This window comes from Acinetobacter sp. WC-743 (assembly GCF_000335555.1).
Lineage (GTDB): Bacteria > Pseudomonadota > Gammaproteobacteria > Pseudomonadales > Moraxellaceae > Acinetobacter > Acinetobacter bereziniae.
The window spans coordinates 1-21,726 of sequence record NZ_AMFQ01000069.1 but is presented as its reverse complement, the minus strand read 5'-3'; the positions used below and the strand labels follow the sequence as shown (position 1 = coordinate 21,726).

Annotated in this window: 19 protein-coding genes and 1 pseudogene; 11 read left to right on the top strand and 9 right to left on the bottom strand. The window is 37.2% G+C overall.

Annotated elements, in window-relative coordinates; genetic code table 11:
* Window positions 1–108 precede the first annotated feature (108 nt).
* The 3 genes from ACINWC743_RS08805 (at window position 109) to ACINWC743_RS08795 (ending at window position 2,260) form a co-directional block, all read left to right on the top strand.
* Complete coding sequence (locus ACINWC743_RS08805; RefSeq protein ID WP_227561165.1) at window positions 109–777, top strand: hypothetical protein; 669 nt, start codon at window positions 109–111, stop codon at window positions 775–777.
* Window positions 761–1,459, top strand: coding sequence for a hypothetical protein (locus ACINWC743_RS08800; RefSeq protein ID WP_009585159.1), 699 nt, complete (start codon window positions 761–763; stop codon window positions 1,457–1,459). Before ACINWC743_RS08805 ends, ACINWC743_RS08800 begins: the two co-directional genes overlap by 17 nt.
* A gap of 90 nt (window positions 1,460–1,549) precedes the next feature.
* On the top strand, window positions 1,550–2,260 hold the full coding sequence (locus tag ACINWC743_RS08795) for a hypothetical protein (RefSeq protein WP_009585165.1): 711 nt from the start codon (window positions 1,550–1,552) through the stop codon (window positions 2,258–2,260).
* Between the two features lie 42 nt (window positions 2,261–2,302).
* Here the strand turns inward: ACINWC743_RS08795 and ACINWC743_RS08790 are convergent, their stop codons facing one another.
* The 3 genes from ACINWC743_RS08790 to gstA all read right to left on the bottom strand — a co-directional run bounded on the left by ACINWC743_RS08790 (window position 2,303) and on the right by gstA (window position 4,063).
* Complete coding sequence (locus ACINWC743_RS08790; RefSeq protein ID WP_005032167.1) at window positions 2,303–2,617, bottom strand: putative quinol monooxygenase; 315 nt, start codon at window positions 2,615–2,617, stop codon at window positions 2,303–2,305.
* Between the two features lie 44 nt (window positions 2,618–2,661).
* Complete coding sequence (locus tag ACINWC743_RS08785; RefSeq protein ID WP_004824360.1) at window positions 2,662–3,243, bottom strand: NAD(P)H-dependent oxidoreductase; 582 nt, start codon at window positions 3,241–3,243, stop codon at window positions 2,662–2,664.
* 208 nt (window positions 3,244–3,451) lie between these two features.
* Window positions 3,452–4,063 (bottom strand): glutathione transferase GstA, encoded by a 612-nt coding sequence (gstA, locus tag ACINWC743_RS08780; protein ID WP_004824362.1) that lies wholly within the window; start codon window positions 4,061–4,063, stop codon window positions 3,452–3,454.
* A 216-nt stretch (window positions 4,064–4,279) separates the two neighbouring features.
* On the opposite strand from gstA, the gene ACINWC743_RS08775 reads away from it, so the two are divergent.
* The 3 genes from ACINWC743_RS08775 to ACINWC743_RS08765 all read left to right on the top strand — a co-directional run bounded on the left by ACINWC743_RS08775 (window position 4,280) and on the right by ACINWC743_RS08765 (window position 8,571).
* Entirely contained in the window at window positions 4,280–5,746 is a 1,467-nt protein-coding gene (locus ACINWC743_RS08775; protein WP_009585154.1) for a SulP family inorganic anion transporter, read from the top strand.
* A 243-nt stretch (window positions 5,747–5,989) separates the two neighbouring features.
* Window positions 5,990–6,682 (top strand): response regulator transcription factor, encoded by a 693-nt coding sequence (locus ACINWC743_RS08770; RefSeq protein ID WP_009585195.1) that lies wholly within the window; start codon window positions 5,990–5,992, stop codon window positions 6,680–6,682.
* Window positions 6,628–8,571 (top strand): ATP-binding protein, encoded by a 1,944-nt coding sequence (locus ACINWC743_RS08765; RefSeq protein ID WP_035300778.1) that lies wholly within the window; start codon window positions 6,628–6,630, stop codon window positions 8,569–8,571. Before ACINWC743_RS08770 ends, ACINWC743_RS08765 begins: the two co-directional genes overlap by 55 nt.
* 53 nt (window positions 8,572–8,624) lie before the next feature.
* Here ACINWC743_RS08765 and ACINWC743_RS08760 read toward each other — a convergent pair whose 3' ends face one another.
* The 4 genes from ACINWC743_RS08760 to ACINWC743_RS08745 all read right to left on the bottom strand — a co-directional run bounded on the left by ACINWC743_RS08760 (window position 8,625) and on the right by ACINWC743_RS08745 (window position 15,339).
* Window positions 8,625–11,081 carry an ExeM/NucH family extracellular endonuclease gene (locus ACINWC743_RS08760; RefSeq protein WP_009585185.1) on the bottom strand — a complete coding sequence of 819 codons (2,457 nt, stop codon included), beginning with the start codon at window positions 11,079–11,081 and terminating at the stop codon, window positions 8,625–8,627.
* A gap of 228 nt (window positions 11,082–11,309) precedes the next feature.
* Window positions 11,310–12,956: an AMP-binding protein gene (locus tag ACINWC743_RS08755; protein WP_009585190.1), complete on the bottom strand. Its 1,647-nt coding sequence runs from the start codon at window positions 12,954–12,956 to the stop codon at window positions 11,310–11,312.
* A gap of 265 nt (window positions 12,957–13,221) precedes the next feature.
* Window positions 13,222–14,355 (bottom strand): acyl-CoA dehydrogenase family protein, encoded by a 1,134-nt coding sequence (locus ACINWC743_RS08750; RefSeq protein ID WP_009585177.1) that lies wholly within the window; start codon window positions 14,353–14,355, stop codon window positions 13,222–13,224.
* A gap of 213 nt (window positions 14,356–14,568) precedes the next feature.
* The gene (locus ACINWC743_RS08745; RefSeq protein WP_004824374.1) at window positions 14,569–15,339 is read right to left on the bottom strand and encodes a 3-hydroxyacyl-CoA dehydrogenase; all 771 of its coding nucleotides are present in this window, start codon (window positions 15,337–15,339) and stop codon (window positions 14,569–14,571) included.
* Window positions 15,340–15,529: 190 nt separating this feature from the next.
* Between ACINWC743_RS08745 and ACINWC743_RS08740 the strand changes: the two genes are divergently transcribed.
* The 5 genes from ACINWC743_RS08740 to ACINWC743_RS08720 all read left to right on the top strand — a co-directional run bounded on the left by ACINWC743_RS08740 (window position 15,530) and on the right by ACINWC743_RS08720 (window position 20,240).
* Window positions 15,530–16,567: an AraC family transcriptional regulator gene (locus tag ACINWC743_RS08740; protein ID WP_035300775.1), complete on the top strand. Its 1,038-nt coding sequence runs from the start codon at window positions 15,530–15,532 to the stop codon at window positions 16,565–16,567.
* Window positions 16,568–16,804: 237 nt separating this feature from the next.
* Window positions 16,805–17,152, top strand: a complete 348-nt coding sequence (locus tag ACINWC743_RS08735; RefSeq protein WP_004824377.1) for a hypothetical protein — start codon at window positions 16,805–16,807, stop codon at window positions 17,150–17,152.
* 279 nt (window positions 17,153–17,431) lie between these two features.
* Complete coding sequence (locus ACINWC743_RS08730) at window positions 17,432–18,403, top strand: aliphatic sulfonate ABC transporter substrate-binding protein (RefSeq protein ID WP_009585169.1); 972 nt, start codon at window positions 17,432–17,434, stop codon at window positions 18,401–18,403.
* Entirely contained in the window at window positions 18,403–19,218 is an 816-nt protein-coding gene (locus tag ACINWC743_RS08725; protein WP_005032182.1) for an ABC transporter permease, read from the top strand. Before ACINWC743_RS08730 ends, ACINWC743_RS08725 begins: the two co-directional genes overlap by 1 nt.
* Before the next feature lie 110 nt (window positions 19,219–19,328).
* Window positions 19,329–20,240, top strand: coding sequence for a bestrophin family protein (locus ACINWC743_RS08720; RefSeq protein WP_009585182.1), 912 nt, complete (start codon window positions 19,329–19,331; stop codon window positions 20,238–20,240).
* A gap of 509 nt (window positions 20,241–20,749) precedes the next feature.
* On the opposite strand, the pseudogene ACINWC743_RS25285 reads toward ACINWC743_RS08720, so the two are convergent.
* Both ACINWC743_RS25285 and ACINWC743_RS08710 read right to left on the bottom strand, forming a co-directional pair.
* Window positions 20,750–21,151 (bottom strand): annotated as a pseudogene (locus ACINWC743_RS25285) (transposase); the annotation flags it as partial.
* A 142-nt stretch (window positions 21,152–21,293) separates the two neighbouring features.
* Window positions 21,294–21,671: an IS630 transposase-related protein gene (locus ACINWC743_RS08710; protein ID WP_005029849.1), complete on the bottom strand. Its 378-nt coding sequence runs from the start codon at window positions 21,669–21,671 to the stop codon at window positions 21,294–21,296.
* Between the last annotated feature and the right edge of the window lie 55 nt (window positions 21,672–21,726).

Below are 21,726 nucleotides of genomic sequence, written 5' to 3'. Positions count from 1 at the left end.
CTAAAAGGGTTTTTCGAAATTCTTTTAGACTGAAAATATCTTAATAAACAGTTAATAAATCAATTGAGAAAAATGATTTTTAAAATAATAAATACATGTCTTTTCATGATGGCTTGTTCACCGGTCATAAGTTTTGCAAATCAATCAACAGGCGCTCTACAAAAATTTGTACCGCATGATTGGGAAATACTTTCTCAAGCCAAGGGTGATTTGAATCAGGATGGAAAAGAAGATATTGCACTGCTCATCCAAGCGAAAAACAAACATCAAAACAAACGTAAACTTTTGATATTGTTAAAAACGGATCAGCAATTACAACTCAAACTAAGTCAACACATTCCAAAGTGGACCTACCGTGCAAATGAGCCTTGTGCGGAAGATACGCTTGATGATTCATCTTTAAACATAAAAAATCAACGTTTGGAATTGTTATTCAATAGTATGTCATCGTGTAGCAATACCTATGGTTTAATTACCACATATAGTTTTAAACTAAACCGAAATCACTTCCATTTAATTGGCTATGACTCATCTTATCTGGATAAAATTACTGGTCAACAAGACGAAATTAGTATTAACTTTTTGACACACAAAGCCAAACTCAGCACAACTCCAAATATTTTTGCTGAAGTTGAAACGCCACCTAAAGTGATTTGGAAAACAATCAATTCAGCCAAAAGCCACACTGTGGAAACTGTACCTTGGGAGAGTGAAGCGTTAGTTTTCAATTTTAGTGCTCAATTTATTGGAGAAAAAAATAATGAAAAACAAAATTGATTTAGTTTTATTTTGTGCATTGACGACCTGTTCAACTTTAGCTTGTGCAAACAACACCACACCCTATCAATCATTTATTCCTAAAAAATGGAAAGTATTGAGTCAAGCACAAGGTGACTTAAATGGTGATCGGCAAACTGATGTTGCCTTGATTATTGAAAATACTGATCCCAAAAATATTGTGACCAATGATCGCTTAGGTAACCCTCAACTGAATTTAAACCAACGAAAGCTATTAATTTTACTTAAATCCCCTCAAGGCTATCGTCTTGCAGCAAGTAATTCCACTTTACCCAGCGAAGGAGACCAAGAATCTCCTTGTCTTGCCGACCCTTTAGGCGAAGGTAATCCACTCACCATCAAAAATGGATTAGTGCAAATTAATTTACATTATTGGCTCAGTTGTGGTTCATGGTATGTGAGCAATCATGTTTTTACTTTCCGCTACCAAAATCAATCTTTTCAGCTGATTGGATATGATGTTAATGACTTCCATCGTGCGTCTGGTGAAACCAATGCAAAAAGTATCAATTTTTTAACAGGAAAAATCAAAAAAACTACGGGTGGCAATGGCTTTGAAGATCAAAAACAAACTGCCCAAGTATCATGGTCAAAGTTAAAACAAAAATATGCACTCACACTGGAACGAATTGACTTTAAAAACTATGGAGAATATGAATAAAAAAGTTTTAAACTTGATCAAGCCGACATTAAATGAATGATAAAAACAAATTCATTATAAGTTTAATAAAAACTATATGGGATCAAAACAATGTATCGTAAAAATTTATTCTGTCTATTTTTTGCGCTCTCAAACTGCTCAAACTTGGTTATGGCAGATATTGGTGAAACTACTGGACTTGAAACGTATATTCCAAAAGGTTGGAAAATACTGGGTAAAGCTGAAGGTGATTTAAATGGTGATCAACAACCTGATCTTGCTTTGATTATTGAAAATACTGACCCCAAAAATATTGTTCATCATGACTCATATGATAAAAATTCAGAAAATCAAAGACTGAACCTAAATGAACGAAAATTACTGGTTTTATTTAAAGATGATCAAACTTACCATCAAATCGCCAGTAACGATTCACTGCCAAGGGAAAACAGCAATGAAAAGAAATGCCTAATTGACCCTCTGATCGTAGACCACTCCCCCATTATCCAGAATGGATTACTCAAAATCTCTCTAAATTTTGGGTTTCGTTGTGAGTCATGGGAGGTTTTTAATAATTTATATAGCTTCCGTTATCAAAACCAAGCATTTTATCTAATTGGCTACGATTTACATTACTTTGATCGACCATCAGGCAATAGTCGTAGTGAAAGTACTGATTTTTTAACCAGAAAATTCAAACAGAGCTTAAGCACTCCTGAGCTTGACCTTAAACGTTCACCACAAATATCACAGTCAAAATTAAACAAAGCACCTTTACTCAAATTGGAGCAGATCAACTTTGCGCTTTATGTTCACCGTTAGCCTCTCCTAAAGGGAGAAGCAACAGTTTGAAGAAAAGCAGTATTAGAACCCGTGCTCTAAAATACGGATTTTAACTTCAGCCACATGGTCTTTGACTGCAAGCTGATATGCTTGCATATGCTCTGTTTGTAAGTGAGCATTAAGATGCTCAATACTTTCCCATTTTTCAAGCATGACAATCAAATCAGCATCCTGAGTTTGATAATTCACATCGACATTGGCATCAACTAAAAGCTGATAGCCATGACAGCCCTGTTCTTGCAGTACTGTTGGCGTGATTTTCCTAAAGGCTTGAATAATCTGTTGTTTATGTATGCCATTCGGATGAGCATAAATTTCAGCAATAATTGTTAACATTTTATCTTTCTCGGCATTGTCAATGGGCTATTAATTTGCATTACTTAAGCAAAAAGGCGATTCAAATGATCACGATATTGCTGCTCATATTGCGCAACGTGAGGTGCTTTGATGACATCATTCACGATAAAAGTATCTAAGCTTTGCATTCCTAAAAACTGATTGGCTTTATGGAAAGGTAAATAGACACCATCTACACCCACGCCATGAAAGAATTGTTCTGGGTCATCAAATGCATCTATAGGTGCATTCCATGTCAGTGACAACATATACTTTTTGTCATGAATTAAGCCGCCCGAACCATACTTTTTTGCAGCATCAGAACGAGTTCGACCATCATTGGCATATAAGCTTCCATGACCAGTGGTAAATACATCATCAATATACTTTTTCATTGTCCACGGTGCACCCATCCACCATCCTGGCATTTGATAAATCACGGTATCTGCCCAAAGGTATTTTTCTACTTCTTCTTGAGCATCATAAGATGAATCTGTACGAGTGATTTTAACGTTATGCCCTAAATCAGATAATACGTGTTCAGCTAAAGTGGTCAAGGTATCGTTTAATTCACCATTTGAATGTGCAAACTGTTTTGCGCCATTTACAATCAAAATATTACTCATTGCTCACCTGTGTATCAGCTATGTATTAAGTTTATGGCGCCACTATAGTGATAATTTTTATCGCAAAAAATGCAAAAATAAGCAAAATATTATTGACTAAAAATCAACAATTATGATTAACACATGATTTAAAGTACTGATCGAAATGCGATGGCAATTGATCATGCATAAAAAAACACCCGAAGGTGTTTTTAAAATGATCAGTGCATCAAGGAATCAACCCTTCATCACGCATTGCAATTTGCACAGATTGGCGTTCAGCCACTTTATTGCGTAAAGCTACAATGTTGGTAAACGGTGTTAAATCATGTTGAATATAATTCGACCAGTTGGTTAGCACGAATAAATATGCATCTGCTGGACCAAAACGATCGTTAACCAAATAATCGTATTCTGATTCTGCCAAATAATCATCGATATATTTCAACATTTTATCTAATGTAGCATAGCCACGCACTTTCTCATCTTCTGTTATTGCTGGATCAAAAAATACAGCATATTCATCATGTAGTTCTGAGTTTAAATAACCTAGCCATTCCAATACTTTGGCACGTCCCAAACCAGATGGTGGGATCAAATCTTGTTTTGGATCATGTTGAGCGATAAAAGGAAGAACCGCGACATTCTCAGTCAAAATCAAACCTGGATTAATTTCTAAAGCGGGGACATAGCCTTTCGGATTAATTTCGTAATAATCAGCACCCTTTTCTGTCTTATGCGTTTTTAAATCAACACGTTCCAGATCAAAATCAACATTAATTTCATTCAATAGAATATGAGCAGCTAAAGAACATGCACCTGGTGAATAATATAACTTCATATCTAATCCTTGTTATATGACTGTTTAAGTTGTAAATGGCTTCATCGGTAATTTCAAGTCAAGAAACATAGAAATTTGCAAATCAGCTTAAATTTATAAAACTGCTACAACTTGAATATTCAGCAAAACGAAGACTTTTTCAAGTCAAACTTAGCTGCATTTTCACTAAAAGATGTTTTAACATACGCATCTTTAAAGAATGATGAAAGGTTTGTAGTGATTAGTCTGAAAAAAGCAGAATGGTTTTCCAATATTCGTACAGATGTACTCGCTGGATTAGTCGTTGGCTTAGCACTTATTCCTGAATCTATTGCATTTTCTGCAATTGCGGGTGTTGACCCTCAAGTCGGGCTTTATGCTTCATTTTGTATTGCGGTGACCATAGCTTTTTTTGGTGGTCGGACAGCCATGATTTCCGCTGCTACAGGCGCTATGGCATTGCTTATGGTGACTTTGGTCAAAGATCATGGTCTACAATATTTGTTTGCTACCACAATCTTGACAGGCATCATTCAAATCCTCGCGGGCTATTTCAAAGTCGCAAAATTAATGCGTTTTGTTTCTCAATCTGTGGTGTATGGATTTGTGAATGCATTGGCAATTTTAATTTTTGTCGCACAAATTCCCGAATTGCAACGAATGGATTTGACCGCCTATCTATTTGTTGGATTAGGACTTCTTGTTGTCTATTTATTTCCATATATTCCAAAAATTGGCAGACTGATTCCCTCACCTTTGGTATGCATCATTGTACTTAGTCTGGTCGCAATGCTGTTCAACACAGATATGCGTACCGTAAGTGATTTAGGTAAATTTCCCGATACCTTGCCTATTTTTCTTATTCCTGAAATACCGCTTAACCTTGATACTTTAAAAATCATTTTTCCTTATGCAGTTACTTTGGCAACCGTAGGTTTACTTGAAACCATGATGACGACCACAATTGTCAATGAAGTCACGCAAACTGAAGGCGATCGTCATAAAGAATGTCGTGGTCAAGGTATTGCCAATATCGCCAGTGGATTTATGGGCGGTATGGCAGGTTGTGCAATGATTGGACAATCGATTATCAATGTTTCTTCTGGTGCACGTACACGTTTGTCAACGCTGGTCGCTGGAGTATTTTTACTGTGTTTAGTGGTCTTTTTAAAAGATTGGTTGGCATATATTCCAATGGCTGCTTTGGTAGCAATTATGATTATGGTGGCATTCACAACTTTTAATTGGGATTCGCTCAAAAACTTTTCCAAACATCCTAAACAAAGTAATACAGTCATGCTCACAGTGGTTGTTATTGTATTGATGACCCACAACTTAGCTTTGGGTGTATTGGTTGGCGTTCTATTATCTGCACTGTTCTTGGTAAATAAACTTGAAAGCGGAGTCAGTGTTCGTTCTGAATTATACGAAGACCAAAGCCGTCACTATTATGTTTATGGTCAGATTTTCTTTAGCAGTGCCGAAAAGTTTTTTCAATTTTTTGATTTTCATGAAACAACAGAAAAAGTCACTATTGATTTAACTCATGCGCATATTTGGGATATCACCTCGGTCAATATGTTAAAGCAGGTACAAAATAAATTTCTACAGAATAATGTTCAAGTTGAAGTGATCGGTATGAATGAAGCAAGCCGTACGCTTGTAGATCAATTTAGTTCATCAACAGCAAGCGCTACTTCATGATTTGAGAAATGTTATAAAGCATGTGGTGTACTTTTACTGCGAGTAAACTGCATGTTTAAAATTTAAACGGCATCAACTTAGGTTGTATGCTGTTTGCTTTTCATAAACATCCTCTCAGAAAAACTCCAATTTTCATGTTCTAAATCATGTTTAAATCGTAAAAATACCTATTATCAGGTATAGCGAAGTATCTAAATATCTGAAAAACTAGATACATTAAGCATCAATGAGCTTTTTCACATCATGAACAATGAGTTAAGTTTACCTGTACCTGTCATCATAGTAGAGGATGAACCGCTTATACAAAAAAGGCTAGCAGATATATTGGTAAATATTGGCTATTCAACATCAGACTTAGCTTTTGCCCAAAGTTTAGCGCAAGCCAAAGAATTACTTGAAACACAATCTGCATCTTTTGCCTTGGTTGACTTAGGTCTCCCTGACGGAAATGGGATTGAGTTTATTGAAATTTTAAAGAACTATGATCCAACCATTACGGTTTTAGTAATCTCGGCGTGGAGTACTGAAGATGCGATTCTCAACGCATTAAGTGCTGGTGCAACAGGGTATGTACTTAAAGAACGTGATGATATTGAAGTCGCACTTTCAATTAAAAGTGTCTTACGTGGCGGTGCGCCTATAGATCCATTTATCGCGCAAAAAATTTTAAAACAATTACACTTCAATGAAAAAAACAATGGAAATAAACCGATAAATAGCCAAAAATCGATTGAAAATGAGAGTATTTTATCAAAAAGAGAACTTGGAATTTTAGAGCTGGTTTCACAGGGTTTAAGCAATAAGGAAATTGCAGATCAACTCAATTTATCTCGCTATACCGTTGAATCTCATATTAAACATATTTACCGGAAACTTGCGGTATGCAACAGAGCCAAAGCCATCGATACAGCACGCAACATGGGCTTACTCGATTAACTCTCAATATTATTGGTTTTCTGTATTTGCTTTTCGCTATGTTGCAAAATGCATCTTTTGCTCAAGCAAATCTCTTAAATCAACATCTTGAAGCAAATAGCAGCTGTCATTTTGAAATTCTTAATATAGAGGTTGCACAAGCGACGGCGAATCAACCAGAACATGTTCCTCAATCTGGCTGGGAGCGTGTTCAATTACCAGATGACTGGGAAAAGCGTTGGGCTCACTATACGGGTAGCGCATGGTATAAAATTCAATGGCGTTACCAATGTAATCAAGACCATCAAGCCGTTGCACTTTTGATAGAACGTATTAATTTAGCTGGTGCAATTTATAGCAATAATGAATTGTTATGGAAAGATAAGTCTCTCGTTGAACCATTATCAAGAAGTTGGAACATGCCAAGATATTGGGTTCTTCCGTCTTCCTCTGTGCAAAATAAGCAAAATGAAATTTTAGTCCGTGTTGTTGGTGTTTCATCACAACATTCTGGCTTAGGCAAAATTCGATTTGGGCGTGCAGAAGATATTGTCAATCAAAATGATCAACTGATTTTCGAACGACGTACTTTATTTCTTATCAATATTATCATCAGCTTTGTTCTAGGAACCATTGGCTTTACGATTTGGTTGTTTCGGCGTGAAGAAAAAGCGTTTGGATGGTTTGGCTTAACCTCATTTTTCTGGGTGTTATTTGCGTATAACATTATATCCACCGTACCCCTTCCATTTACAGATACTTTATTGACAGCTCGACTGAATTTAGTCTTTTTAGTGGGTTATGTATATTGTCTATGTTTATTTGCATGGCGCTTTGCACTTCAACAATACACATATCTTGAACGTTTGCTTTTCGCAAGCTTCATGATTTGCATCATAGCATTACTCTTTACGCCTAACGCATATTTGACCAAAAGCTTACTGATTACATTTCTTTATGCAGGTCTGGTGTTTATTTTTAACTGCCTGCTGTTTCAATGGATTGCTTTTAAAAAACCCAAAGTCGACATTTTACTTTTAGCCTTTATTTTTCTAATTTACTTGGTGATTATTGTTCATGACCTCTATATCATGCTCCATCATGATGATCAGGAGCTCTATTGGACGCCATTTGCAGCACCAATCACAAGTTTAGCAATTTCCTTTATTCTCGCTTATCGAATTTCACAAAACGTTTCTCGAATTGAAAAGTTCAATCAAACGCTTGAAGAAACCGTTGAGACAGTTACTTTTGATTTAGAACAGTCTTTAGAGAAAAAGCACCAACTGCAAATCGATAATATGCGTTTACAAGAACGCTTAAACTTGTCTCATGAATTGCATGATGGGCTGGGTGGTTCAATTGTACGTTCAATGATTTTACTCGAGCATAGTGAACATATCGAAAAACAACAAGTGCTCTCCATGTTTAAACTTTTACGGAATGATCTCCGACAAGTGATTGACTCAGGTACAAGTTTAGGTGAAAAAGTTCCTGAAAATCCAATCATGTGGGCTGCACCTTTAAGACATCGATTTGTTCAACTTTTCGAAGAAATGGAAATTGAATCGACATGGGTATTTGCTGAAAATTGGCTACTCAAACCACCGCCTTTGATTTGTTTAACCTTGTCGCGTGTAGCGGAAGAAGCATTGACCAATATTATAAAACATAGTCAAGCTTCAGATGTTGAGGTCGCCCTAGTTGAAAATGAACGCCAGCAATTGATTTTAACCATTCAAGACAATGGCATCGGATTTGAAGTAGATCAGGTTCAGTCAGGGTTACATGTTGGCTTACAAAGCATGCAGGTTCGTGTGAAACGAATTGGAGGGAGTTTTGAAATACATTCACAGCAAGGATTTACACTCATCCGTGCTATCTTGCCCTTAAAAGATAAAAATGACTGAATTTAAAAAGAGAAACTAGATCTCTAGTTTCTCTTTGTTTGGACTGTTCAAGTTTATTTCTTTTTAGCGCGTGCCAATACCGATGTTGCTGTCAATAACATCAAGCCAAGTAAAGACCATAATCCAGTACTTCCCCCACTACTTTTTCCACTTGTTGTAGTTGATTCATTTAAGTCTAAATCTACAACAACAGGATCATGATCAGAAGAACGGAATGCATCTTCACTATAGAAAGATGCAATTTGTTCTTCTGTTTTAAACTCTTCATTATAATCTAAAGCTGTTGGCTCATCTGCATTGATGTGCCATGCAAAAGTACGTTTAACCATTGGATATAAGTTTGCATCTGCTATGGCATGATCTAGATTACCCGCGCCGCCATTACCCGTTGCATCACTCGCAACTCCAAAGACATAGCTATATGCTAATTTACCTTGACCAATTTTTTCATCATTTAACAATACCTTATAGTTGGCTTTTTCAAAGGCTAAGATTGGGTCTTCTTTGGCATAACTGTTCATATCTCCAACCAATAAATAATTAGGCTTTTCAGCTTTGGTTGGATTTGTTGCAATCCATTGAATTAACTTTTGTACAGCAGTTACACGGGTTGGATTCCAGCAGCCTTGACCATCATTTTGGTTGGCTTCAGGTGACGTTTTATCATCAGGACAACTGCCTTTGGATTTTAAATGATTCGGTATGACCGTAAAGGTTTTACCCCCAGTTAACGCTTGGAAGCTTTGTGCCATAGTGACACGGTTTTTCTGGGTCAAGTCATCATAAACTACTGGGTTACCCACAGTTTTGACACGCTTACTGTTGTAGATAATCGCAACTGCGATCACATCAGTACCTAATTTATCCATATTTGGTGGAATAACATATTTCCAATCTGCCCCCAAAGCCTTGGTCAAATAAGCGACTGCACTTTTATCACCATAACCATTGTTGGCAATTTCCATCAAACCATAGACATCAGCATCAATTGCTTTAATCGCACTCACCGTTTTTGCGTGTTGACGATTAAATTCTGAAGAGGTATTCGCACCACGATCAGGTTTAACACCAATCAACGGAGAGTTGTCATAGTTCAATACATTAAATGCCGCAACACGGACTTGCTTAGTGTCTTTAGCCGGAACATTTGAATTACGAGGGTTGGTATCTTTAACAATTTCTGGAGGTGTTTTATTTTGAATGGGTTGTATGCGCCACGCATTGAAACGATATTCTAAAATCCCTTCAACATTCTTTAACTGATAACCTGTACGTAGAGTATTGGCAGCATTAAAATTCGCTGGAAGCCAAGGTGTTCTATTTTGATTATTATATCCATCATCTAAAATGATTTTTGATAAAAGGTTGGTTTTAGCTAATGCGATTGCTTCGGCTGATTTTGCTGGATATAAGTTGGTCGGGATATATAAACGTCCTAAACTTAATGACAACTGACCATAGCGACCATAATCATAGTTTTCACTGACCGTTAAGGTTTGTGGCATTTTCACCAACATTCCCTGATAACGTTTAGGTGAATGACCAGTTGCGTCCGTTAAACTTGAAAATGGAAGTTGAATCGGTGTTGCACTGATCAAGTTAGCAGCTTGATTATTACAAGTACCAATATTGTTGTTGAGTTGATCAAGTTGCAACTGATTTTGATAGGTCGTTAAACGTCCTTTGAGAATAACTTCCTCACCCACTTTTCCACCAGTTACTGTACTTCCAGCAGGAATATACACAAAAATGGCATTACTTAAATTCGCTTTGGCTTTTGTGTCAGGTGTTTGGATATAAAAACCTGAAAATCCATCTTGATAACGATAGTCAGCTGTGATTACACCACGAACAACGTACTGCTGATTCTGAGTTGCAGATTGCAAATCTGCGATGGGTGTATCTGCTGTACTACAGCTCACTGCTGTTGCTGGTGGTGTTGCTGTATCTCCTCCTAAATAGGTACTAAAGGCATTACGATCTGACCATTTTGTCCATTCACTATCCAAGTCAAAAGCACTATTTGGATCTACTGAACTCACATCATTTTTATTTTTTATTCTACTTAGGCTATTTTGATAGCTTGTAATCGTTGTTCCCCATCCACCACTTGCTGGGCGTTCACCAATACGCCCAAAACGATCGACTGGGGTTCCTTTATATAAAAGCACCAATGCATCATCACCATTAAATGCCAAACCAGCGACCTGATTTACTTTATTCCCAATTTCTGCCTGTAATTCACTACGACCTAGAATGAATTTTGCTTTACTGGCTAAATTTCCTTGTAAAGTATATGTTGCAGTTTTGCTCGTTACTCCATTGGTATATTGTTGAATTTCATAATCTGCAAGGTTAATGGTGGATGCATCTGGATTATATATTTCTAATCCCTTTTTATTTGCTGTGCCGTCAATATATTGACTAAACATCAATTGAGCATAACTTGGAAATGAACAGCCCAATAAAGCTAGGCTTAAACATAGCGTATGAGGTTTTAAAATTTGCATGATTTTTAACGTTTGTTGAAATTTACAGCAGATTAATTTTTATTAATGACAATATCGTGAATTTGAATGATAGATTTATACGCATTTATTTATTGATGAATAATCAAACATTATATGGGTAAGTATAAGCCCTTAAAATTGCGGAAATTTTCAAATGCTCTCTTACAAAAAAGCACCCTTTCGGGTGCAAGAGCATGGGGCTTTAACAGCTTTATAAAATATTACAGATTAAGCCTCCAATTGCAGTTGCTGTAACTTAGCCACTTCCTGTTGCTTGAGTAAATTACGTTGAATTTTACCACTGGATCTTTTTGGCAAACTTTCCACAAATTCAATTTCACGTGGGTAAGAATGCTTGGATAAACGTGATCGAACATAGTTTTGCAATTTTGCATTTAATTCATCAGATGAAACAACTTGAGGTTTTAGTACAATAAACGCTTTTACAATTTCTGTTCGTTCAGGGTCTGGTTTACCAATCACGGCTGATTCTAAAACCTCTGCACACTCCAACAGAGTGCTTTCTACATCAAACGGACCAACACGATAGCCTGACGTTGTAATGACATCGTCTGCACGACCAATAAAATCAATCCCACCTAGTTCATTAAGTCGAACTGTATCTCCAGTTAAATAATAATCTCCCATAAAAGATTTACGGTTATTACCACCATATCCTTTAAACCAAGTGAGCGGTGATTGCTTGAAGTCAATCGCCAAAGTTCCGATCTCACCCATTTTAACTTCTTTATAATCTTGATTTAAAACTGCAAAACGATGCCCAGGATTTGCAAAACCTGCCGAACCTACCTTGATTGGATGTGCTAGAGCGTGATGATTTCCAATCACCATGCCTAACTCAGTTTGTCCATATTGATCATATATATTAACGCCTAGATCATGGTTAAACCAATGAATCACTTCAGGAGTCAACGGCTCTCCCGCACTACTGACTACACGTAAATGGTCTTTGATTGAACCATCGAATTGTTCTTTAAAGCCAAAGAACATTCGAAAAGCCGTAGGAGAACCTGTTAAATTACTGACTTTATACTTCTGTATCACCTCTAAGGCATGATCGACACTGAATGCATGTTCATCCATAATAATACTGTGTCCGAGTCCCAGTGGACCTGTAATACCATAATATAAACCGTATGCCCAACCTGGATCGGCAAGATTCCAAAATGAATCTTCTTCGCGTAAATCAACGGCATGACGCATATATTCTTTAAATGCTAAAACAGCTTTGAGTGGCACAGGAACTGATTTAGCTAAACCCGTAGTTCCTGATGTAAACATCATTAAAAAATCGTCTTCAAAATTTAACATGACCGGATTATGTATGGCTGATTGCTTGGTTAACGCTTCCCAAAAATCAGCTTCTTTTATCTGACTTGAGTCCTTGAGATGGACTGTCAGAATATGAGGTAATTCAATTTGATCTAATTTGCTACGTTGTTCTTGATTGGTGACTATTAACTGCGTATTGGCTGTTGTTATACGATGTTCAATTGCCTTAGATTCAAATGCAGTAAATAAAGGTTGATAGATTGCACCAATTCGCCATGTTGCCAAAATAGTAATGAGTAATTCTGGTGTACGTGGCAATAATCCAGCAATACAATCTCCTGCTTTTAAACCAATCGATTGAAAATAATTTGCCAGCTGTCCAGAAGCTTCTGCAAGTTGCTCAAACGTCCATTGTGCTGATTCACCATTTTTTCCTTCCCAGATCAAAGCAACTTTATTTAAACCAACAAAGCGCCCACAACACTCTTCATAGGCATTGATTGATTGAGGGGTTCCAGCCAGTTGTTCGTCGATCAACTTTGCATAGTCGAATTCTAGATAAGCTTGTTGCAATGTTTTCATGACAATATCCTTGTATTTGTTACACACATCATCTCGATGTGCAATTCCATATATCTGCGTTCTAGCTCTTATTAAAATGCCGAATCATTCAGCATTTTGTTCCTATGCGTATAGATAAACATGATTAGAAATCATACACAATTTCCAAATACCTCAATCATTCTGCGGTGTTTGGACACTACTACTTGCGTTCCAAACAACAATAGAAAGACCAGCATTTAGCTGGTCTATATTTGCTTTTAAAAGGAGTTTTCTCAGTTGTGTGTTATTGAATCACAGCACGTGCAATGACCAAACGCTGGATATCTGATGCACCTTCATAAATCTGACTAACACGCACATCTCGATAAATCCGCTCAACAGGAAAGTCAGAAACATAGCCATAGCCACCATGTATCTGTATGGCATCTGAACAGACTTTTTCAGCGATTTCCGATGCAAAGAGTTTCGCCATCGATGCTTCTTTTAAACAAGGCAAGCCAGCATCTTTCAAACTTGCGGCATGGTAAATCAATTGACGTGCTGCCTCGATTTGAGTTGCCATGTCAGCCAGTCGGAATGCCACCGCTTGATGCTGTACCAGTTCCACACCGAAAGCTTTACGCGCATTGGCATATTCAACGGCGGCATCCAATGCTGCACGAGCCATACCTACACATTGCGATGCAATGCCAATTCGTCCTGACTCTAAATTGGATAATGCAATTTTGTAGCCCTCACCCTCATTTCCCAATAAATTTCCAGCAGGAATCCGACAGTTTTCAAAAACAATCGTCGCAGTATCAGAACAGTGTTGCCCCATTTTGTCTTCAATACGGGAAACAATATATCCCTCCGTATCAGTTGGAACAATAAAGCAAGAAATTCCCTTTTTTCCAGCAGTCTTATCCGTCATGGCGAATACAATTGAAACTTGGGCATTTTGTCCCGAAGTGATGAACTGCTTGGTGCCATTAATGACCCATGTATCTCCATCCCGTTCAGCTTTACATAATAGAGCACCAGCATCTGAACCTGCTTGTGGCTCTGTTAAACAAAAACAACCAAGCCATTGCCCTGTTGCCAAAGGGATTAAATAATCGTGTTTTTGTTGCTCTGAGCCATATTTTTGGATAATCCCACACGGTAATGAGTTTTGTACACTCACAATGGTAGAAATCGCGCCATCACCAGCCGCAATCTCTTCAATTGCAACGACCAAGGACATATAGTCCAAACCTGCGCCGCCCCATTGTTCTGATACGGTCATTCCTAATGCACCCAAATCTCCCAAAGCTGCTAATTGCTGTTTCGGAAATTGTGAATGCTTATCTCGTTCAGCAGCAGTTGGCTTGAGTTCATTTTGAGCATAATTCCGCATCATTTCTTGAACCATCTTTTGATCATCATTGAGTATCATCGAGCTTCCCTTTTAGTTCGTTTTTAACAATTTTGAATATTTAAATTCCTATCTCAAAATCAAGCACAGGAACGGATCAATAAAATAAAGTCAAATTTGCCCAATACCGCCTTTTAAGCAGTATGGGACATTATTTTTCAGGTGTTTTGCTTTATAAATGGCGTATTGAATAGACGACTCAACCCGCTTCTGAAAGCATAAAGAGGGTTTGGCTTATTTCGGTTGCATACGAATTGCGCCATCTAAACGAATTGTTTCTCCGTTTAAATAACTATTTTCACAAATATGCCCAACGAGTTGTGCAAATTCTTCTGGTTTGGCAAGACGTTTTGGAAAAGGAACCATTTCCCCTAGAGCATCTTGAACATTTTGTGGTAAAGCTTTCAGCATCGGTGTCTCCATAATGCCGGGAGCAATGGTCATGACACGAATTGCATGTTGCGACAACTCTCTTGCCAAAGGTAAAGTCATTGCGACAACAGCTCCTTTGGACGCCGCGTATGCAGTTTGCCCAATTTGTCCATCAAAAGCCGCCACTGAAGCTGTGTTGATAATGACTCCACGATCTTCTTCACCAGCTGCAAGTTCATAACGTGAGATGACATCTGCGGCAAAACGAAGCATATTAAATGTACCTGATACATTAATATTTAAAACCTTCTGAAATGCATCCAAAGCATGGATACCGTTTTTCCCTAATACCTTTGCAGAAGGACCAATACCTGCACAGTTAATTAAACCGTTAAGTTGTCCATAATCTTGTTCGAGTTGTTTAAAGAATTGTTCTACCGCAATTTCGTTGGTCACATCCAATGGTACAAATTTGGATTTTTCACCAAGACGTTTTTGCATTTCTTCACCCAGTTCATGGTTCATATCTACCATGATTACGCTTGCGCCTTGAGCCACCAAATGTGTTGCCGTTGCAGCACCGAGTCCAGATGCACCACCTGTTACCACAAAGACTTTTCCTTCAATTTTCATTTTTCTTCCTTAATTCATTGTTTAAATAAATAGCTATAGATTTTAAATTAAACCCATTTTCGACTTAAGATGAAGAGTAAACATAGTCCAGCTTGAGTACAATTTCCAAAAGTTGCATCCTGTATGATGGATTTGGACAATTTAGAATTTTTGGGTCACTTAACCACGTCTTAAATGCGCTCACAAGATAATGGAATATACTGTGAACAATCAACATTTCATTGAAAGTAAAGGAACCATCTCAATTGCACTCGTACATGAGGCGTTGATTGGTGCAAAAAACAAAGGCTTCGATATTGAAAAAATCTTAGTCAATGCCGAGATTCCGCTTGAACTTTTCAATGCGCCTAAAGCAAGAATTGCTGTTTCAAGCTATGCAAAACTTTGGACTGAAATTGCAGATCAAATGAATGATGAATTCTTTGGTATGGATTCTCATCAAATGCGCCGTGGCTGCTATAAATTACTCACGAAGATGGTGATGCAAGCCGAGACACTTCACATTGCCATCGAACAAATCCTACAATTTTTTAATCTTGTTCTTGATGATTTTTCCAGTAAATTGGTAATTGATGAAAATTATGCCTACATTGTCATTACAGATAAATTACAAACTAAAGCCATGTTCTGTTATGCTACCTACATTATGCTGATTCATAGTTTGATTTGTTGGTTAGCTGATCAACGTATTCTACTCAAACAATTACAATTAAAATGCACAGCTCCTGAAGACGATCAAGATTATCGCGTTCGCTTTTGTGAACATATCACTTATCAAACAGACGAAAACTATCTGCAATTCGATGCAAATTACTTAAGTATCCCAATTAAACGTGACCAAAAATCTTGGTATACATTTATCAAAAACAGTCCTGAAAACTTGCTGTTAAGGTTTAAGAATCCTTTGGCATTGAGTTCTATGGTACGAAAAAAATTACTTTCTCTTTCACCTTGTGCGTGGTTGGAGTTAGGTGATTTAGCTGAACAACTGAATATTTCTGAAGCAACAATTCAGCGTCGTTTAAAAAGCGAAGGTACAAGCTATCAACAGCTTAAAAATGATATTCGCTGTGACATGGCAATTGATCTTTTAACCAAAACAACGCATACCTTACAAGACATCAGCGAATTATTAAACTTTCAAGATGCAAGTGCATTTCACCGTGCTTTTAAAAAATGGACTGGTGTAAGCCCTGGTGCTTATCGCGAACATAAACATTTAGGTTAAAAGAATAAGCTTAAATGGCTTTACAAAAATGATTTCATGTTCTTACTCAAGTATGTATTTAAGGTATTTTAATTTTATTCTTATAAATTTGAAAAGCTTGTATAAAGTTTTACAGCTTATCTGAACATGGTTGCAAATTCGCCATTATTAGTATATTTTTCACTCAATTCAAAGCAGTCTTTCTGCTTACTTCCTGTGGTACCCTCCTCCCCTTTAATCAGCTTTCAGGTCACTAACATGATTAAGATGATTGATGTACTAGAGCAAAATCTAGTTCAAAATTTTATCCATTCCCTTTCTGCTCAAACTGAACATTTAGATGAGTTGATAGAAGGAATTTTAAAAGCTTCAGATCGTGATGTTGCAGATGCGATCAATGACTTTCTGAATATCAACAATGCTTCAGATCTTGCTCAAGCACTTGATATCCAGCAAGAGCGTATTGAAGCGATCCAATCTGGTTTGGCAATGAAAAAAGAAAATATTGCAGATACAGCGAAAATTGTAGCACTGTGTCTTGCACTTGAAACCAATGCCTTAGACCAAGTTGAAATTGCAGATAGCCTCGAAGATTATCCAATATAAAAGTAGTTCAATAAAAAACGGTTTGAAATCAAGCCGTTTTTTTATGTTTAAATCGCAAAAAGTGCTAAGAATTTTTTTGACTATCGCTTTCTACTAATCTACTAAATACATCAAAAACGGATTAGGATAATTATTGTATATAAAAATCAATTAATTAATCGCAAAAAAAATGATAATTCTGTTTTATTGAAGTGCTTATCTATTATTCTTTTTTGTACTGATGCCATAAAAACTATACATATCTACTCTGTTTTTCTCTTTGAATTTTATGGGGTATTTATGAAATCTTTTGGTCAAAAAATAACAGCTTTAGTGTCTGGCGTTGCTCTTAGCTTAACAGTTACAGCATCTTTCGCTGCTATCCCAACAATATTAAAACTCGACTATGCTTATTATGCTCCAACAAGTTTAGTCGTCAAAGAGCAAAAACTCTTAGAAAAAGCTTTGCCAAAAACAGAGATCAAATGGGTGTTCAGCCAAGGGAGTAACCGTTCGCTCGAATATCTAAACAGTGGCAGTATCGACTTTGCATCAACAGCTGGGCTGGCTGCAGTATTAAGTCGTGCCAATGGAAGCCCAATTAAAACTGTTTATATTCAAAGCCAACCTGAATGGACAGCGTTGGTGGTGGCTAAAAACTCAGCCATCAAATCACTAAAGGACTTAAAGGGTAAGAAAATAGCGGCAACCAAAGGGACTGATCCATTCCTTTTCACTCTCCAAGCACTTGAAACAGTTGGCTTAAGTAAACGCGATGTACAACTGGTACATTTACAACATCCAGATGGTAAAACTGCTTTAGAACGAGGACAGGTCGATGCTTGGGCTGGGCTTGATCCACTTATGGCTTCTGCGCAGTTACAATCTGGCGCTAAGCTGCTTTATCGTAATGTTTCATTTAATAGCTATAGTGTTTTAAGTGTTAAAGATCAGTTTGCAGCACAAAGTCCTGAAGCTATAGATGCCGTAATCAAAGCTTATGAACAAGCACGTAAATGGGCAAAAGCCAACCCTGACAAAGTAGCTGAACTGTTGGCCCGTGAAGCAAAATTACCACTTGAAGTTGCTAAACTTCAACTTAGCCGAACCAATCTCGACCAAAACATTCCAACAGCAAAACATTTGAATGCCTTAAAGAAGGCAGGAGCGATTTTGAATGAAGAGGAGTTAGTACGTAAAGGTACCAATGTTAACCAAGTCATCGATCAGTTATTTGACAGTAAATACGCGCAAAAGGTTGTAGGGAAATAATGAACAAAATTTCTGCTTCAGCATCACATACAAATGTGCCTACAGTTGTTAAAAACCCTGTAATTAAAGCTCATTTATTGAAGTGGCTAAAAGCAATCACCCTCCCTGTTTTGATCATACTCCTATGCGAATACCTTGTTCGCACAGGGTGGATTGAACCCTATTTACTGCCAGCACCCAGCAGTTTACTCGCATCTTTTCGAGATTTGGCACAGGGTGATTTATTCACGCATGTATATACCAGTACATGGCGAGTTTTCTTTGGCTTTTTTGTAGGAAGTGCACTTGGGCTTATCTTTGCAATCGCTGTTGGTTTAAACCAACATATTGAAGCATTTTTAGAACCGACATTTTCTGCAATTAAATCAATCCCTAGCCTTGCATGGATTCCACTACTGCTATTGTGGTTAGGAATTGATGAAGCTTCAAAAATTACTTTAATTGCCATCGGTGCATTCTTCCCCACCTATACCAATACAGTTTCAGCCATTCATAATGTAGATAAAAAATTATTTGAAGTCGCAAAAGTCTATCGACTAAGCCATATGCAAATAATTTTTCAAATCGTTCTTCCTGCAGCTTCACCAGGAATTTTAGTGGGGCTGAGAAATAGTTTAAGCTTGGCTTGGATGTTTATGATTGCAGCCGAACTGATTGCAGCAACACAAGGGATTGGTTATTTACTCAGTGATGGTCGCGAAACTTCACGACCAGATATTGTAATTATCGCGATTATTTTATTGGCTGTTCTTGGTAAATTAACAGACACCATGATGAAATGGATTGAAAACTGGTTGTTACGTTGGCGGACGTAAATCAATCAAATACGGCTTTTCTAAGCCGTATTTTTTAATTTCCTTATCTGAAACTTGCATTTAGGGTTTTTCCTATGGAACACTGTTGCCGTTACATTTAGGTAGACAGTATGATCATTCGCGATAAAAGTAATAGCTTTGCCCTACTTTTTGCTTGGCATGGCACCATTCTTCCCAAAGTCTTGCCTGCATTGGCATTCGTTGTGCTGATCTCCACAATTTTAGTCTATTTATCCTCCCATCATTATTTTACCTTTCCTGCCGTACCCGCAATTGGATTTACTGTATTTGGTATCATCCTGTCTATCTTCTTAAGCTTTAGAAATACTGCTTGTTATGACCGCTGGTGGGAAGGTCGCAAATTGTGGGGTGCATTGATCGCCACATCTCGCCATATTTCACGAGACAGTCATGTTTTACTTGAACAGCAACGTCAAGTCCTCATGTATCGTGTCATGCTTTTTACTTGCTTGCTCAGAAATCGCCTACGCAATCAGAATCAACCCATTGAGTTTTATAAAAACAAAGTTGCCTTAAATGACTCTATATTCGATCAACTGCCTCATCACATCAATGCCTCACAATATGTTTTAGAGCAGATTCAAAAAACAATGGTGTCATCTCTTCATCAAAGTGAAATTTCAGATATTATCTACCAAGGTTTAAATCAACATATTGTTGCTTTGGGAAATATCCAGGCTGGTTGCGATCGTATTTTGAGTACGCCACTACCTTATTCTTACTCAGTCTTGCTACATCGTACCGTGTATTGCTTCTGCTTAATTCTACCTTTTAGTTTAGAAGCCAGTCTGGGTATCTGGACACCTGTGATTGTTAGCTTAATTGCGTATTTATTTTTAGGCTTGGATGCATTGAGTGCGCAACTCGAAGAACCTTTTGGCTTACAAGAAAATGATTTGCCATTAGATGCAATTACCCGTTTAATCGAAAGAGAAATGCTGAGTTCACTGGGCAAGGAATTGCTCGAACCGATTCAATTGGTTAAAAGTAATTTGACTTAATATGGATTTTTTAATTGATCGGATTTTTAACTTCATAGCAGTTTAATATATGCACGTCATGCAGATCATCAGTAATATAATTGGCTTGAACTTATGAAAATGAGTGTGCAAAACTTTTTAAGAAAAATAAAACTGCTTTTGGCACTCACTTTAATATTTATAGTCAAACCGCCTGATTATTCACATAAGTGATTTGGCTGATTCATTTATTTTGTACTTTTGAATCATAAACAGTATTGCTATCACGAGGCGACATGGATGTCGCCATGTTGAGCGGCGGTATTAGGATGTACCCCTCGCTCAACGGAAGATTTTTGTTACTTTTCATCTCTGAAAAGTAAAGTATCGCCTACGCAAAACAATTTAAACTCTAGAGCTAAAGCGTGGCAGTGCAAGGCTTATATCATCGAACAATATATTCATCGCTTTAATTTTATTGATCAAGAGAAATGATATTCTACTGTATGAATTTTTCAACAGATTGACTATAGCTAGTTAAATAAACTATGCTACATTTGATTAAACCCAATATCTAAAGCCTCAAGAATAGTTTTCTGTTGTTGGCTAACAATATGTCTGACTTTTCTTTTTAGTATAGACCAAGCTTTTTCAATTGGATTGAGGTCTGGACTATAAGCAGGCAAATACATCAGCCTAGCATTGTACTGGCGAGCCAATTCCTCAATTTTTCGACCTTTGTGAATAGAAGCATTATCTAAAATTAGTAAATATTTTTGAGGCTGACCATTTTTATCTCTTGTTAGATCTTTAAGTAAATATTCAAGCCAGCCAGTAAAAGTATTGCGATCACATGAGCCCTTAAAAATTAGGGGAGCAATGAATTTAAACGTTGCACTTGATCGAACAGCACTGATTATATTTAGTCTACTTCCATGCCCACCTGTTCTTAATGCACGACAACTTTTCCTTTCTCAGACCAACCATATTCAGCAACCTCATTGGTATTTATACCTGATTCATCAATGTATAAAATATACTCTTCACCATATTGCTGTTTCCATTGTGGCAGGAACCATTGGAATACTGCTCGTCCTATTTTGCAGGCTTGTCTGTAGAGAAAACTCTTTTTTTATAACTCCACCCCAGCTTTTTTAAAGCAAATAAGATATTGGCATAGCTGACGGAATAACCAAATCTTTGCTCAAATAATGGCACCAGATCTTTAGCCTGTGAAAATGATGTTGTTTCAACAAAGATTTTGAAAGCCTTTAGGTCTTTAATTTTATAGGGTCGACCTGCTTTTTCGGGATGTGGTCTATTCGCATTTCCTTGGAGATGTTCGAGCTGAATCCAGAGATCTAAAGTCGTTCTTGCAATCTTAAAAACAGTACATGTTTTAGACTTATTCTGGCATTCTTTGTAGTAGTCTAGAGCTTTGTATCGAAGATCATTGGAGTATGGCTTAGGCATAACAGCAGTCAGTAAGGTTTTTTATAGTGTAGCAAACTTTATATATTTAGCTATA

What these genes read in the sequence shown, in the direction of transcription:
- ACINWC743_RS08805 (WP_227561165.1), top strand. Translation starts at nt 109, where the DNA reads ATGGCTTGTTCACCGGTCATAAGTTTTGCAAATCAATCAACAGGCGCT.
- ACINWC743_RS08800 (WP_009585159.1), top strand. Translation starts at nt 761, where the DNA reads ATGAAAAACAAAATTGATTTAGTTTTATTTTGTGCATTGACGACCTGT.
- ACINWC743_RS08795 (WP_009585165.1), top strand. Translation starts at nt 1,550, where the DNA reads ATGTATCGTAAAAATTTATTCTGTCTATTTTTTGCGCTCTCAAACTGC.
- ACINWC743_RS08790 (WP_005032167.1), bottom strand. Translation starts at nt 2,617, where the DNA reads ATGTTAACAATTATTGCTGAAATTTATGCTCATCCGAATGGCATACAT.
- ACINWC743_RS08785 (WP_004824360.1), bottom strand. Translation starts at nt 3,243, where the DNA reads ATGAGTAATATTTTGATTGTAAATGGCGCAAAACAGTTTGCACATTCA.
- gstA (WP_004824362.1), bottom strand. Translation starts at nt 4,063, where the DNA reads ATGAAGTTATATTATTCACCAGGTGCATGTTCTTTAGCTGCTCATATT.
- ACINWC743_RS08770 (WP_009585195.1), top strand. Translation starts at nt 5,990, where the DNA reads ATGAACAATGAGTTAAGTTTACCTGTACCTGTCATCATAGTAGAGGAT.
- ACINWC743_RS08765 (WP_035300778.1), top strand. Translation starts at nt 6,628, where the DNA reads ATGCAACAGAGCCAAAGCCATCGATACAGCACGCAACATGGGCTTACT.
- ACINWC743_RS08760 (WP_009585185.1), bottom strand. Translation starts at nt 11,081, where the DNA reads ATGCAAATTTTAAAACCTCATACGCTATGTTTAAGCCTAGCTTTATTG.
- ACINWC743_RS08755 (WP_009585190.1), bottom strand. Translation starts at nt 12,956, where the DNA reads ATGAAAACATTGCAACAAGCTTATCTAGAATTCGACTATGCAAAGTTG.
- ACINWC743_RS08750 (WP_009585177.1), bottom strand. Translation starts at nt 14,355, where the DNA reads ATGATACTCAATGATGATCAAAAGATGGTTCAAGAAATGATGCGGAAT.
- ACINWC743_RS08745 (WP_004824374.1), bottom strand. Translation starts at nt 15,339, where the DNA reads ATGAAAATTGAAGGAAAAGTCTTTGTGGTAACAGGTGGTGCATCTGGA.
- ACINWC743_RS08740 (WP_035300775.1), top strand. Translation starts at nt 15,530, where the DNA reads ATGGAATATACTGTGAACAATCAACATTTCATTGAAAGTAAAGGAACC.
- ACINWC743_RS08735 (WP_004824377.1), top strand. Translation starts at nt 16,805, where the DNA reads ATGATTAAGATGATTGATGTACTAGAGCAAAATCTAGTTCAAAATTTT.
- ACINWC743_RS08730 (WP_009585169.1), top strand. Translation starts at nt 17,432, where the DNA reads ATGAAATCTTTTGGTCAAAAAATAACAGCTTTAGTGTCTGGCGTTGCT.
- ACINWC743_RS08725 (WP_005032182.1), top strand. Translation starts at nt 18,403, where the DNA reads ATGAACAAAATTTCTGCTTCAGCATCACATACAAATGTGCCTACAGTT.
- ACINWC743_RS08720 (WP_009585182.1), top strand. Translation starts at nt 19,329, where the DNA reads ATGATCATTCGCGATAAAAGTAATAGCTTTGCCCTACTTTTTGCTTGG.
- ACINWC743_RS08710 (WP_005029849.1), bottom strand. Translation starts at nt 21,671, where the DNA reads ATGCCTAAGCCATACTCCAATGATCTTCGATACAAAGCTCTAGACTAC.